Origin of the sequence: Pseudoxanthomonas sp. LjRoot127, from assembly GCF_964253495.1 — a bacterium.
In the GTDB taxonomy this organism is placed as follows: Bacteria; Pseudomonadota; Gammaproteobacteria; order Xanthomonadales; family Xanthomonadaceae; genus Pseudoxanthomonas_A.
In genome coordinates, this window is the sequence record NZ_CAXUQR020000001.1 from 670,519 (window position 1) to 682,550 (window position 12,032).

Here is a 12,032-nt window from a genome sequence, read left to right on the forward strand (position 1 = left end):
TCTTCCGGAAACCCGCATGTCGAAGATCGCCGTCCACACCACCCTGACCATCGCGCTCAGCGGCCTGCTGGCCACGCCGGCCTACGCCGCCGCGCTTGACGTCACTGTCGAGATCCCCAAGCTCAATGTGGCCGAATACCACCGGCCTTATGTCGCCGTGTGGATCGAAGGCGCGGACCAGAAGGTCGCCGCCAACCTGTCGGTCTGGTACCAGCAGACGAGCAATTCGGAAGGCCATGGCACCAAATGGCTGCCCGACATGCGCCAGTGGTGGCGCAAGTCCGGGCGCTCTTTGCAGGTGCCGGTGGATGGCGTGACCGGGCCCACCAGGCCGGTCGGCAAGCACGCATTGAGCTTCAGCGACAAACAGCACCTGGCCAAGCTGGCGCCCGGCCAGTACACCCTGGTCGTCGAGGCCGCGCGCGAAGTCGGTGGCCGTGAACTGCTGAAGATTCCCTTCACCTGGCCCGCCAAGGGCGCAGCGCAGTCGGGCAAGGCGCAGGGCGCCACCGAACTGGGCGCCGTCACGCTGACGGTCAAGCCCTGATCCTTTCCCTCTATCCGCTGGAGATTCCGATGAAGCGTTCCCTCGCCGTAGCCATCGTCCTGGCCTCCGCCATTCCCGCCAGTGCGCTGGCGCACAAGGCGTGGCTGCAACCCTCGCAGACTGTCATCGCCGGTACCAACCCATGGATCACGGTCGATGCCGCGGTGTCCAATGACCTCTTCTACTTCAACCACGTACCGCTGCGCACCGAAGGCTTGGTCATCACCGCGCCGGATGGGTCTACTGTCGAGGCGCAGAACCTGGCGACGGGCAAGTACCGCACCGTGTTCGACGTCGAGCTGAAACAGCAAGGCACTTATCGCATCGCGACCGTCAACAGGAACCTGATGGTTCGCTGGGAAGGCGCCGACGGCAAGCCGGGCGGCCTACGCGGCGCGAAGCCGGAAGACCTGGCCACCAAGGTGCCGAAGGATGCGAAGAACCTGCAGGTGTCGGAATCGATCGGCCGCATCGAGACGTTCGTGACAAACGGTTCGCCGAACGACACCGCGCTGAAGGCCACGGGCACGGGCATCGAACTGGTGCCGGTCACGCATCCCAACGACCTGTTCGCCGGTGAGGCCGCCACGTTCAGGATGCTGGTGGACGGCAAGCCCGCCGCGGGGCTGGAGTTCGAGATCACCCGCGGCGGAACGCGCTACCGGAACGCGCAGGATGAGATCAAGGTCACCACCAACGCCGACGGCGAGTTCAGCGTGACCTGGCCGGAAGCCGGCATGTACTGGCTGGAAACCGGCACCCAGGACGACAAGACCACGGTGCCGCAGGCCAAGCAGCGCCGCCTGAGCTATGTCGCCACGCTGGAAGTGCTGCCGCAATAAGCCGACCCCACGTTGCCGGACGCTCGTCCGGCGTCGTGCATCGACATGAACACCCCCCTCTCTTCGCCCCCCGTTTCCCCCACGCCCGTGCACGCATTGCGCGGGCATACCATGGGCACGACGTGGTCGGTCCAGTACGGCAGCGCGGTGCGCACCGATCCGCATGCGCTGCATGATGCGGTACAGGCGGAACTCGACCGCGTCGTGGCCCAGATGAGCACGTGGGAGGAAGACGCGGACATCATGCGTTTCAACCGCTGTGCGCCCGGCCAATGGTTTGACCTGCAGGACGACCTGCTACGCGTGCTCGCTGCGGCATTCGATGTCGCAGCACGCAGTGGAGGGGCATTCGATCCGACCGTATCGCCGCTCGTGGCGGTATGGGGCTTCGGCGCGCACGCCGGCCACCGCCGTCGTCCGGCGGACGTGGACCTGGTCGAGGCGCGCGCGAGGGTCGGCTGGCAACATCTGCGGCTCGACGCCGAGCAGCGCCGACTTCGCCAACCCGGTGGCGTGATGCTGGATCTGTCGGCCATCGCCAAGGGGTATGGCGTGGACCTGGTCGCCGGCCTGCTGCAGCGCTGCGGCATCGACGCCGCACTCGTCGAGGTCGGCGGCGAGCTGTACGGCTACGGCCGGAAGCCGGATGGGCAGTCGTGGCGGGTACTGGTGGAATCGTCGCCCGACGAAGAAGCCGACAGCGAAGGCATGGCGCCGCGCGTGCTGAGGCTGGAGAGCGTTGCGGTCGCCACGTCCGGGGACTGCTGGCACGCCTATGCACAGGATGGTCGTCGTTACTCCCACACGATCGATCCGCGCAGTGGCGAACCGGTGACGGATGCCGCCGCTGCGGTGACCGTGGTCGCTGCCGATGCCATGCATGCCGACGCCTGGGCGACCGCGCTGACGGTGATGGGTCCCCATGAAGGCCACGCGTTCGCGCTTCGGCATGGCCTGGCCGCGCGGTTCCTGCATCGCACTGCCGACGGTCTGCGGGAATCGTTGACGCCCGCCTTCGAACAGCATCTCGCCGCATGAGTGCGACATCCGCCAGCGCGCGACGGAGCATTGCCCCGCTGATCGGGAATGCATGTGCGATGGCGCTGCTGGTCGCATGCGCCTGGTGGCTCGGGGGCCTGCACGACGCCGAAGGGTGGCAGGCCATGCCGTCGACGATCCGGCGCCAAGCCGCGGTCGCGGCGGTGCTGGCGTATGTCGGCCTTGTCGCCGCGTGCCTGTACCGGGCGCGCGCCCGCGACCGCTCGGCGCGCCCGGCCCCGCGCGTTCCGCAGGATGCCATCTGGGTGGTGCATGCCAGCCAGACCGGCTTTGCGATGGAGCTGGCGGACCTGACGGGAGCGGCGCTTCGCAAGGGCGGCGTGAGCGTGCAGCGCGCCGCACTGGAACGCCTGGATGAAACGCGACTGGCCGGCATCACGCGGGCCCTCTTCGTGGTCAGCACCACCGGGGAGGGGGATCCGCCCGACCCTGCACTCGGTTTCGTGCGACGGGTGATGCCACTGTCGCTGTCGCTGGACAACCTGCAGTACGCGGTGCTGGCGCTGGGCGACCGCGAGTACGACCACTTCTGTGCCTTCGGCCATCAGCTGGATGACTGGTTGCGGAAGCACCATGCAAAACCCTTGTTCGATCTTGTCGAGGTGGACAACGCCGACGACAGCGCATTGCGCCATTGGCAGCACCACATCGGCCAGCTCGGCAACGGGAACGAAGCGCCGGACTGGGCGCCGCCCCGCTACGGCTCGTGGCAGCTGCGGAACCGCGTCCACCTGAATCCGGGCAGCGTGGGCAGGCCTGCTTTTCACCTCGTGCTGGAGCCCGCGGAGGGCACCTTGCCGTCCTGGACGGCGGGAGACATCGCCGAGATCGGGCCGCGCCGCGCCACGGGGGATGTCGAAGAGGTACTGCGCCGCATCGACAAGCCGGGCAATGCGAAGGTGCGCTGGCAGGACGAAGTGCAGCCGCTGGCATCCGTTCTGGCGCGCACCCGCTGGCCCGATCTTGCGACGATGTCCACCGCAACGGACGCACAGGCGCTGGCGGATGCCTGCACGCCGCTTCCGCACCGCGAGTACTCCATCGCCTCCCTTCCAGCAGATGGCGGCGTGCACCTGCTGGTACGCATGATGCAGCGCGCCGATGGCTTGCCTGGCCTGGGCAGCGGCTGGCTGTGCAGGTACGCACAGCCAGGGGATGCGATCGCCCTTCGCATCCGGCGCAATCCGAACTTCCACCCACCCTCGCCTGACGTGCCGATGATCCTGATCGGCAACGGCACCGGCCTCGCCGGCCTGCGCGCCCACCTGCGGGCACGCGTGCAAGCGGGTGCTGCGCGCAACTGGCTGCTGTTCGGTGAGCGCCAGCGCGCGCACGACTTCTTCCACGGAGATGAATTGCTGGCCTGGCATGCGAACGGAATGCTCGAGCATCTCGACCTGGCGTTTTCGCGCGATGGCAGCGAGCATCGCCATGTCCAGCATGCGTTGCTGGCACGCGCTGACCGGTTGCGCCAGTGGATTGCGGAAGGTGCCGTGGTTTACGTCTGCGGCAGCCTGGCCGGCATGGCCCCCGAGGTGGAGGCCGCGCTGTGCAGCCTTCTGGGCGAGGATCATGTCGACATACTGCGCGCCGAGGGACGCTATCGCCGCGACGTGTACTGACCCGTGGCCTCAGCCGGCGCCATCCTCGATGCGGATAGCCAGCAACTCCCCTCCCCCCTGGAGCGCGTAGCGCTCGCGGCCTTCGCCAGGCACCAGGATGGCCGTATCGCCGCTCCACAGCGGGCCAAGGCCACTGGCGTCATCGAAGGTCGCCTGGCCGGCGATCAGGTGGATGACCCAGTGCACGCCCGGCCGTGTGAAGAACAACATCGTCCCCACCAGCGGACGATGCAGCAGTTCGGCCCGCACGCGACCGCGTCGCCACATCAGGTTGAAATCGTGCGTCACGCCATCGATCAGTTCGCCGGTGACGCTGTCTTCGCCGGCGAACCGCACGCGATCGTGCGGCGGCATCACGTCGACCACCCGTCCATCGCCGAACCGCAGGCGCAGTCCGTTCCCGCGGAGCAGCACCAGTTCGCGTTCGATGCCGGGAAATGAAGAGAACGCCGCGTCATGCTCGATCTCGGCGATCGACAATCGCCAGTCCCACGCATCGCTGTCGGGAACCCGCAGGATCTCGCGCGTCCATCCGAGACCGTTCTTCCAGCGATCACGACGGTACTCGTTCGCAGGAATGAGGCATGACGATGCCGGCATGGTGTTTCCGTGTGAGGGCGCGGCGCGATTCTAGCCGGTCCCTCTGCCGGCTACGCGAAGCGCGACCCGGAAACGACATCGCCCGGGCGCGCATCCTGCGCTCCCGGGCGATGTCCACGTCCGTGTCGGCATCCTGCCGGTATCAGGCTCCTGCCCGCTCCTGACCCTTGCGCATCCTGCGCGGTGTAGGTACGTCCTTGTCGGCTTCCTGCCTGTTTCCCTTGGCCTCCTGCCCCTGCGCCTGGCGCCGCACGTCCTGTGAGGACGCCAGGCGCGGGATTCGATCAGCGTCGCGCCACCGGTTTGGCGGGCTTCGCAGCGGCGGCCGCCGGCTTGCTTGCCGGGGTCGCGCCTGTCCGCAGTTCGATCCGTTCGCGGTTCTGCTCGATCGTGCTCAAGCCGATCCCTTTCACCATCGCCAGCTCCTCGGCGCTCTTGAACGGGCCATTCGTCTTGCGGTATTCGACGATCGCAGCCGCCTTGGCAGGCCCCACGCCGACCAGCACGCGATCGAGCGCGGCCGCGTCGGCCGTATTGATGTTGACCCTCTCCGTCGCCATCGCCTGCATGGCGAACAGCAGCGACAGCGCGGTGGCGAACACGATCTGGATGAACGACTTCATGACGACTCTCCTTGTGGCATTGGACTCTCCATGCATGCGGGATGCGTCACGGCATCCGGCATGTTTCCGCCGGCAGCGCATGGCCTGCGGCGGTAGGGAAAGTGTCCAATCCCGACAGCTGCCACGGTATCGCCCATGCACGGGCGAATCTGCCCGTAAACGCCGCAGCCGGCTGTAGGAAAAGTCCTACACCGGGCCAGGCGTAGAATGGCGACCTGCCTTTCAGTGCCCGGAGTTGCCATGGATACCGCCAAAGTCGACCGTTACGTTGCCGAGAAATGGGATGACGACATCGTCCCGCAGCTGGTCGAGTACATCCGCATCCCGAACAAGTCGCCGATGTTCGACAAGGACTGGGTGGCCAACGGCTACATGGAGCAGGCCGTCCAACTGATGGAGCGCTGGGCCAAGGCGCAGCCGGTGCCGGGCATGCAGGTGGAGGTGATCCGCCTGGAGGGCCGCACGCCGCTGATCTTCATCGAGGTTCCCGCCAGCGGGCCGGAGACGGGGGCCGACACCGTGCTCCTGTACGGACACCTGGACAAACAGCCGGAAATGACCGGCTGGGACGACGACCTTGGCCCGTGGGTGCCGGTCATCAAGGGCGACAAGCTCTACGGCCGAGGTGGTGCGGATGACGGCTACGCGATCTTCGGGTCGCTGGCGGCGCTCCAGGCGTTGCAGCAGCAGGGCGTGCCGCATGCGCGCTGCGTGGTGTTGATCGAAGCCTGCGAAGAGTCGGGCAGCTACGACCTGCCCGCTTACGTGGATCATCTGGCCGACCGCATCGGCAAGCCCTCGCTCGTCGTCTGCCTGGATTCGGGGTGCGGCAACTATGAGCAGCTCTGGTGCACCACGTCGCTGCGCGGCCTGGCCGGCGGCAACTTCACCGTGAAGGTGCTGGAGGAAGGCGTGCATTCCGGGGACGCGTCGGGTGTGGTGCCGTCGAGCTTCCGCCTGCTGCGCCAGCTGCTGTCGCGCCTGGAGGACGAGCAGACCGGTCGCATCCTGCCGGACGGCCTGCAGGCGGAGATTCCCGCCGCCCGCGTCGCACAGGCGCAGGAAGCCGCGCGTGTGCTGGACACGGCGGTATTCGACAAGTTCCCGTTCCTGCCCGGCATGACGCCGATGGCCGAAGACCTGGCCGAACTGGTACTCAACCGCACGTGGCGCCCCGCATTGTCGGTCACCGGCGTGGACGGCATGCCGCCACTGTCATCGGCGGGCAACGTCCTGCGCCCCTACACATCGGTGAAACTGTCGCTGCGCCTGCCGCCCACGCTGGAGGGCAAGCAGGCAGGCCAGTTGCTGAAGGACCTGCTGGAAAAGGATCCGCCGAACGGCGCGCAGGTCAGCCTCGACCTGGAGAAGGCCAGCACCGGCTGGAACGCGCCGGCGATGTCGCCGTGGCTGGAGAACGCCATCGATGCGTCCAGCCGGGAGTTCTTCGGCAAACCGGCGATGTACATGGGCGAAGGCGGCACCATTCCCTTCATGGGCATGCTGGGCGAGAAGTTTCCCGGCGCGCAGTTCATGATCACCGGCGTGCTGGGCCCGCATTCCAATGCGCACGGCCCGAACGAGTTCCTGCACATCCCCATGGGCAAGAAAGTCACCGCCTGCGTCGCACGCGTGATCGCCGAACACCACGCTGCGAGCGTGCGTGGCGAGACCACGGGCGTGGCTGCGGTGGCGGGTGGCGAACAGCACGGTGATCACGGCTGCTGCTGATTCGCACGGGCGTCGTCATGCGCAAAAGGCCGGGGCAACCCGGCCTTCGTCGTTCCGGCACGACATCGAAGACGACGTGCGCATCGCGGCGTGGAGAGTGCGGCGCGACTCACGTCGCCTCTACATGACGCTGCGGATACTTCACATCGACCGCCTGAGGCTCCACTTCGCCTCCTCTGCCAGCAACCGCTTGGGCGATGGCTGGGTTACGCTGCGCAGGCCCCCATTTCCCAACCGGAGTTTTTCGATGGAACAGATCTTTGGCGGTGGCATCCTCTGGACCTTGCTGATCGGCTTCCTCGCCGGCCTGCTCGCACGGGCGCTCAAGCCGGGCAACGACAAGCTCGGCTTCTTCATGACCATCGTGCTGGGCATCCTGGGTGCTTTGCTGGCGCGCTTCGTCGGCATGCAACTGGGCTGGTACGGTCCCGGTGAACCGGCGGGCTTCATCGCCGCCGTCGTCGGCGCCATCGTGCTGCTGGTGATATATGCGATGATGAAGAAGAAGCGCTGACGCTTCATCCCGGCGCAATCGAATGCCCCTCACGGGGCATTCTTTTTTTCAACCTTACGAAACGCCAGGCGCGAGACCAAGCCGTCCTGCTGCGGCAATCGTTAAGGGCGAGCCACAGGGTCAGCGGCAAGCCTCACCGCATCGCGCTTCGAGGTCGCGCGGGCCTGCTGTCCGTCAGCGTCGGCGAGAGCGATGCACGGGAGGACAACGTCAGTCTGGACCCGCGGGGCGCCAGAGCGTGGACGCGCTGCGGGGAGGGCAAGCGCCAGCGAACGCGAACGCGAAGCGTGCCGGCGAGTCCGTCGGGACTCGGCAACACGCCTGTTTACTGGCTGCGGCCGTAGACATCCTCGAAGCGCACGATGTCGTCTTCCCCCAGATAGCTGCCCGACTGCACTTCGATCAGTTCCAGCGGCACCTTGCCGGGATTCTCCAGCCGGTGCTTCACGCCGAGGGGAATGTAGGTGCTTTCGTTCTCCGAAAGCAGCAATGTCTCGTCGCCCCGCGTCACCTTGGCGGTACCGCTGACCACGATCCAGTGCTCGGCACGGTGATGGTGCATCTGCAGGCTCAGCGCGGCGCCTGGCTTCACCTTGATCCGCTTCACCTGGTGGCGACCGCCGTTGTCGACGGAATCGTAGCTGCCCCACGGCCGATGCACCTCACGATGGAGGATGGCCTGGCTGCGCTGCTCCTTCTTGAGCCGGGCGACGACCTGCTTGACGTCCTGCACCCGGTCCTTGCGAGCGACCAGTACCGCATCATCCGTTTCGACGACCACGATGTCGTCCACGCCCACCAGCGCGACCAACCGTTGCGCGTAGGCATAACTGTTGCGACTGTCCACGGCGATCACGTCACCGTGATGCGCGTTGCCGTGTTCATCGCGTTCGGCCACTTCCCACAGTGCCGACCAGCTGCCGACGTCGTTCCAGCCGATATCGACCGGCAGCACCATCGCATGTGCGGTCTTTTCGAAAACCGCGTAGTCGATGGAGTCGGAAGGACAGGCGGCGAAGGCGTCCCGGTCCAGGCGCACGAAGTCGCCGTCGTGCCGCGCGCCTGCATGGGCCGCACGCACCGCTTCCACGATATCCGGGCGGAAGCGCGCGAGCTCCTCGAGATAGCGGCTGGCGCGGAACAGGAACATGCCGCTGTTCCAGTAATAGCCGCCGGCATCGAGGTAGGACCGGGCGGTGGCGGCGTCGGGCTTCTCGACGAAGCGCGACACCTTGCGCAGGCCCTCGCCGGACTCCGCATGGATATAGCCGAAGCCGGTCTCGGGCGCATCGGGCACGATGCCGAACGTCACCAGCGCACCGGACTCCGCGGCCGCCGAGGCTTCGCGCACGGCGCGCTGGAAACCTGCCACGTCGCGGACCACATGGTCGGACGGCAGCACGAGCAGCAGCGGGTCGGAACCGCCCGACATGGCCTGCAACGCGGCGGCCGCAATCGCGGGCGCGGTGTTGCGGCCGACGGGCTCCAACAGGATCGACGGTACCGGCGCGCCGATCTGCCGCAGCTGTTCTGCGACCAGGAAACGGTGCTCCTCGTTCGCGACGACGATGGGCGCAAGTCCGGCGATGGCGTCCACGCGGCGCCACGTGGCCTGCACCATCGTGTCGTCGCCCGCCAGCGGCAGGAACTGCTTGGGATAGGCCTCGCGCGAGAGCGGCCACAGGCGCGTGCCGGAGCCGCCGGACAGCAGCACGGGTTGGAGAGGGGCCATGCAAGCCTCGCAAGTCGGTAGGGCGCCAGTTTACCCTGTAGCCCTTATCGCCTCTGCGTGGCCGCGACTGCATGAACCCAACGATTCAGGACCCCTCGGGGCGTGGCGCCCAGCGCCTGGACTGGGCGCGCGGCGCGCTCGGCGACCCGTATGCGCAACTCGAACGCGCTTCCATGGACGCGGGCTACCGCAGCTATTGGCGCAGCCTGGGCGATGGACCGGGACGGATCGTGATGGATTCCCCGCCCGGCCTGGAGGACGTGCGGCCCTGGTTGGCGATGCGCGAGCTGCTGGCCTCCGGCGATGTGCGCGTCCCCGAGGTGCTGGCCGTCGACACGGAACTCGGTTTCCTGCTGCTCGAGGACCTCGGCGGTCCGACGCTGGCGCACGTGATCAGCGACGACAACGCGGATACCTGGTTCGATGCGGCCATCGAACAGCTGCTGCGCCTGCAGGCCATCACGCCGCCGGAGGGCATGGGCGAGTTCGGTGAAGCGCTGCTGCAGCGCGATGCCGGGTTGTTCGACGAATGGTTCCTGCGTCGCCATCTCGGGCTGACGCTGGACTGCGGCGAGATCGACGGGTTGGAGCTGTCCCAGCGCCGGCTGATGGACAACGCGCTGGCGCAGGCACGTGTACTCACCCACCGCGACTTCATGCCGCGTAATCTGATGCCCGTGACGCCGGGTCCGGCGGTGATCGACTTCCAGGATTGCGTGCGCGGCCCTGTTGCCTACGACGCGATGAGCCTGTTCAAGGATGCGTTCCTGAGCTGGCCGATCGAGCGCGTCGACGGCTGGCTCGCGCGCTACCACGCGCGCGCCACGCGCGCCGGATTGCCGGTACCGGAGCTCAAGGTGTTCCTGCGCGACGCCGACTGGATGGGCATCCAGCGGCACCTGAAGATCCTCGGCATCTTCTCCCGACTGCACTATCGCGACGGGAAGACCCGCTACCTGCCCGATGTACCGCGCTTCATCCGCTATCTGGACGAGGTGCTGCCCCGTTATCCGGAACTGGCGGGACTGCAGGCGCTGCTCGACACGCGCATCAAACCCGTGCTGCACGCGCGCGGTGAAATCGCATGAAGGCGCTGGTGTTCGCAGCGGGACTCGGCGAGCGCATGCGCCCGCTGACCGACCACACGCCCAAGCCATTGATCGAGGCTTGCGGCAAGCCGCTGATCGTCTGGCACCTTGAGAAGCTGGCCGCCATCGGCGTGCAGGACGTGGTGGTCAACACCAGCTGGCTGGCCGATCGCTTCCCGGCGGTGCTGGGTGATGGTGCACGCTGGGGGATGCGTCTTCACTACCTCCACGAGGGCGACACGCCGCTCGAAACGGGTGGCGGCATGCTCAACGCACGGCCGTTGCTCGGCGAGGCGCCCTTCCTGCTGGTGAACGGCGACATCTGGACGGATTTCGACTTCGCTCGCTTGCCACGGGAGCCCTCGGGGCTTGCGCATCTGGTGATGGTGGATCCGCCCGCCTTCGCGCCGCGCGGCGACTTTGCCCTCGACGATGCGGGTCACCTGCACCGCGACGGCGGGCACCGGTTGACGTACGCCGGCCTGGGGATCTATCGCCCCGCCTTGCTGGATGACTGGCGGCAGCATGCCGCTGCGCAGATCCGCGAGACGCCCAGTGGAAAACCACGATTCCCGCTGTTGCCCCTGCTCCATGCCGGCATGGTGTCGGCATGCGTCACGGGTGAGCGGCTGCAGGGACGATGGACCGACGTCGGCACGCCGCAACGGCTCGCCGAACTGAACCACGAGCTCGCCGCGCGTTGACCATGTTGCGACGATAGGCGGTTCCGGCACGTATCGCCTACATGGACTCCCCCGTCACCCCGGAAGACGAACCGACCTTGGTCAGGAAGGCCCGCCGGGGGGATGCGTCCGCCTTCGCCACGCTGTATCACCGGCACGCCAGCGCAGTCCATACACTTGCCTATCGCGTGACGGGCAATACCGCGACCGCAGAGGACATCACGCAGGACACTTTTCTCCGCATGGTGCAGTTCCTCGGAGGCTTCCGCGACGGCGAGCCCTTACGGCCCTGGCTCAAGCGCGTCGCCGCGAACGCAGCCATCGATCACCTGCGACGCACCGGACGGCTGGTACAGGACGACGCCGTCGAGACCCGGCTCCACGCGGCGGGCCACCCGTCCGATCTCGCGGAGGCCGACGGCCTGCTGCGACGCCTCAGCGCTACCGAACGTACTGTCGTGTGGCTGCATGAAATGGAAGGCTGGTCGCACGAGGACCTGGGCCGCCGCTTCGGGCATACCACCAGTTGGTCCAAGTCGCTGCTCTCTCGCGCACTCGCGCGACTGCGTGCCGACCTGGAAAAGGAAGAGGCATCTACCCATGAAAGTTGAATTACTGCGCACCCACTTCGCCGAGTTGCCTGAGCCTGCCCTGCCGCCTGAGTTATGGCCAAGAATCGAGCGGGCACGCGTGCGCCAGCGTACGCGGCGCAGGCAGCTGCTCGCGACCTCGGTGATGGCGGCGGCGATGGCCGTCATCTCCCTGCCTCTTCTCCACGACCGCATTGCAACCGCCCCGGACATCATGGCCGGCGCGCCGCGCGCGCCGTTGCGCGAACACCCCTTGCGTACCCTAGACCGCGAGTTGCAGCGCGCGTACGAGCGCGGCGCCAGTGACCAGGAGCTGAAAAGGCTGTGGCAGCAGCGCGAAGCACTGGCACGCCAGGGTGCCGACACCGACATTCCCCGACCCGTCGAAATATGAGGCCATC

Annotated in this window: 13 protein-coding genes; 10 read left to right on the forward strand and 3 right to left on the reverse strand. The window is 67.1% G+C overall.

Annotation, left to right across the window (positions count from 1 at the left end):
• Positions 1–16: 16 nt before the first annotated feature.
• From ACSQ19_RS03190 to ACSQ19_RS03205, 4 genes are read left to right on the forward strand one after another with little or no spacing between them, the layout of a single operon-like run.
• The gene (locus ACSQ19_RS03190; RefSeq protein WP_435999958.1) at positions 17–547 is read left to right on the forward strand and encodes a DUF2271 domain-containing protein; all 531 of its coding nucleotides are present in this window, start codon (positions 17–19) and stop codon (positions 545–547) included.
• A gap of 29 nt (positions 548–576) precedes the next feature.
• Positions 577–1,389 carry a DUF4198 domain-containing protein gene (locus tag ACSQ19_RS03195; protein ID WP_435999960.1) on the forward strand — a complete coding sequence of 271 codons (813 nt, stop codon included), beginning with the start codon at positions 577–579 and terminating at the stop codon, positions 1,387–1,389.
• Between the two features lie 45 nt (positions 1,390–1,434).
• On the forward strand, positions 1,435–2,427 hold the full coding sequence (locus tag ACSQ19_RS03200; RefSeq protein ID WP_435999962.1) for an FAD:protein FMN transferase: 993 nt from the start codon (positions 1,435–1,437) through the stop codon (positions 2,425–2,427).
• On the forward strand, positions 2,424–4,070 hold the full coding sequence (locus tag ACSQ19_RS03205; RefSeq protein ID WP_435999964.1) for a sulfite reductase subunit alpha: 1,647 nt from the start codon (positions 2,424–2,426) through the stop codon (positions 4,068–4,070). The genes ACSQ19_RS03200 and ACSQ19_RS03205 overlap by 4 nt, the downstream gene beginning before the upstream one ends.
• A gap of 9 nt (positions 4,071–4,079) precedes the next feature.
• Here the strand turns inward: ACSQ19_RS03205 and ACSQ19_RS03210 are convergent, their stop codons facing one another.
• Both ACSQ19_RS03210 and ACSQ19_RS03215 read right to left on the reverse strand, forming a co-directional pair.
• Positions 4,080–4,670, reverse strand: a complete 591-nt coding sequence (locus tag ACSQ19_RS03210; protein WP_435999966.1) for a HutD/Ves family protein — start codon at positions 4,668–4,670, stop codon at positions 4,080–4,082.
• A gap of 284 nt (positions 4,671–4,954) precedes the next feature.
• Positions 4,955–5,293: a ComEA family DNA-binding protein gene (locus ACSQ19_RS03215; protein ID WP_296278382.1), complete on the reverse strand. Its 339-nt coding sequence runs from the start codon at positions 5,291–5,293 to the stop codon at positions 4,955–4,957.
• 240 nt (positions 5,294–5,533) lie between these two features.
• On the opposite strand from ACSQ19_RS03215, the gene ACSQ19_RS03220 reads away from it, so the two are divergent.
• Complete coding sequence (locus ACSQ19_RS03220) at positions 5,534–7,024, forward strand: M20 family metallopeptidase (RefSeq protein WP_435999969.1); 1,491 nt, start codon at positions 5,534–5,536, stop codon at positions 7,022–7,024.
• A gap of 247 nt (positions 7,025–7,271) precedes the next feature.
• Positions 7,272–7,538 (forward strand): GlsB/YeaQ/YmgE family stress response membrane protein, encoded by a 267-nt coding sequence (locus tag ACSQ19_RS03225; RefSeq protein ID WP_435999971.1) that lies wholly within the window; start codon positions 7,272–7,274, stop codon positions 7,536–7,538.
• Between the two features lie 325 nt (positions 7,539–7,863).
• On the opposite strand, the gene ACSQ19_RS03230 is transcribed toward ACSQ19_RS03225, so the two are convergent.
• A complete protein-coding gene (locus ACSQ19_RS03230; RefSeq protein ID WP_435999973.1) occupies positions 7,864–9,270 on the reverse strand; it encodes a mannose-1-phosphate guanylyltransferase/mannose-6-phosphate isomerase in 1,407 nt (468 codons plus the stop codon).
• Positions 9,271–9,341: 71 nt separating this feature from the next.
• Here ACSQ19_RS03230 and ACSQ19_RS03235 point away from each other — a divergent pair, with 71 nt between their 5' ends.
• Genes ACSQ19_RS03235 through ACSQ19_RS03250 form a run of 4 tightly spaced genes read left to right on the forward strand, consistent with a single transcriptional unit; the run spans position 9,342 to position 12,025 of the window.
• Complete coding sequence (locus tag ACSQ19_RS03235; protein WP_435999975.1) at positions 9,342–10,358, forward strand: aminoglycoside phosphotransferase family protein; 1,017 nt, start codon at positions 9,342–9,344, stop codon at positions 10,356–10,358.
• Entirely contained in the window at positions 10,355–11,062 is a 708-nt protein-coding gene (gene murU, locus ACSQ19_RS03240; protein ID WP_435999977.1) for an N-acetylmuramate alpha-1-phosphate uridylyltransferase MurU, read from the forward strand. Before ACSQ19_RS03235 ends, murU begins: the two co-directional genes overlap by 4 nt.
• Before the next feature lie 41 nt (positions 11,063–11,103).
• Positions 11,104–11,652 carry an RNA polymerase sigma factor gene (locus tag ACSQ19_RS03245; protein ID WP_435999979.1) on the forward strand — a complete coding sequence of 183 codons (549 nt, stop codon included), beginning with the start codon at positions 11,104–11,106 and terminating at the stop codon, positions 11,650–11,652.
• Positions 11,642–12,025: a hypothetical protein gene (locus tag ACSQ19_RS03250; protein WP_435999981.1), complete on the forward strand. Its 384-nt coding sequence runs from the start codon at positions 11,642–11,644 to the stop codon at positions 12,023–12,025. Before ACSQ19_RS03245 ends, ACSQ19_RS03250 begins: the two co-directional genes overlap by 11 nt.
• The last annotated feature ends 7 nt before the right edge of the window (positions 12,026–12,032 follow it).

What these genes read in the sequence shown, in the direction of transcription:
- ACSQ19_RS03250 (WP_435999981.1), top strand. Translation starts at nt 11,642, where the DNA reads ATGAAAGTTGAATTACTGCGCACCCACTTCGCCGAGTTGCCTGAGCCT.
- ACSQ19_RS03245 (WP_435999979.1), top strand. Translation starts at nt 11,104, where the DNA reads ATGGACTCCCCCGTCACCCCGGAAGACGAACCGACCTTGGTCAGGAAG.
- ACSQ19_RS03230 (WP_435999973.1), bottom strand. Translation starts at nt 9,270, where the DNA reads ATGGCCCCTCTCCAACCCGTGCTGCTGTCCGGCGGCTCCGGCACGCGC.
- ACSQ19_RS03215 (WP_296278382.1), bottom strand. Translation starts at nt 5,293, where the DNA reads ATGAAGTCGTTCATCCAGATCGTGTTCGCCACCGCGCTGTCGCTGCTG.
- ACSQ19_RS03200 (WP_435999962.1), top strand. Translation starts at nt 1,435, where the DNA reads ATGAACACCCCCCTCTCTTCGCCCCCCGTTTCCCCCACGCCCGTGCAC.
- murU (WP_435999977.1), top strand. Translation starts at nt 10,355, where the DNA reads ATGAAGGCGCTGGTGTTCGCAGCGGGACTCGGCGAGCGCATGCGCCCG.
- ACSQ19_RS03220 (WP_435999969.1), top strand. Translation starts at nt 5,534, where the DNA reads ATGGATACCGCCAAAGTCGACCGTTACGTTGCCGAGAAATGGGATGAC.
- ACSQ19_RS03205 (WP_435999964.1), top strand. Translation starts at nt 2,424, where the DNA reads ATGAGTGCGACATCCGCCAGCGCGCGACGGAGCATTGCCCCGCTGATC.
- ACSQ19_RS03190 (WP_435999958.1), top strand. Translation starts at nt 17, where the DNA reads ATGTCGAAGATCGCCGTCCACACCACCCTGACCATCGCGCTCAGCGGC.
- ACSQ19_RS03210 (WP_435999966.1), bottom strand. Translation starts at nt 4,670, where the DNA reads ATGCCGGCATCGTCATGCCTCATTCCTGCGAACGAGTACCGTCGTGAT.
- ACSQ19_RS03235 (WP_435999975.1), top strand. Translation starts at nt 9,342, where the DNA reads ATGAACCCAACGATTCAGGACCCCTCGGGGCGTGGCGCCCAGCGCCTG.
- ACSQ19_RS03195 (WP_435999960.1), top strand. Translation starts at nt 577, where the DNA reads ATGAAGCGTTCCCTCGCCGTAGCCATCGTCCTGGCCTCCGCCATTCCC.
- ACSQ19_RS03225 (WP_435999971.1), top strand. Translation starts at nt 7,272, where the DNA reads ATGGAACAGATCTTTGGCGGTGGCATCCTCTGGACCTTGCTGATCGGC.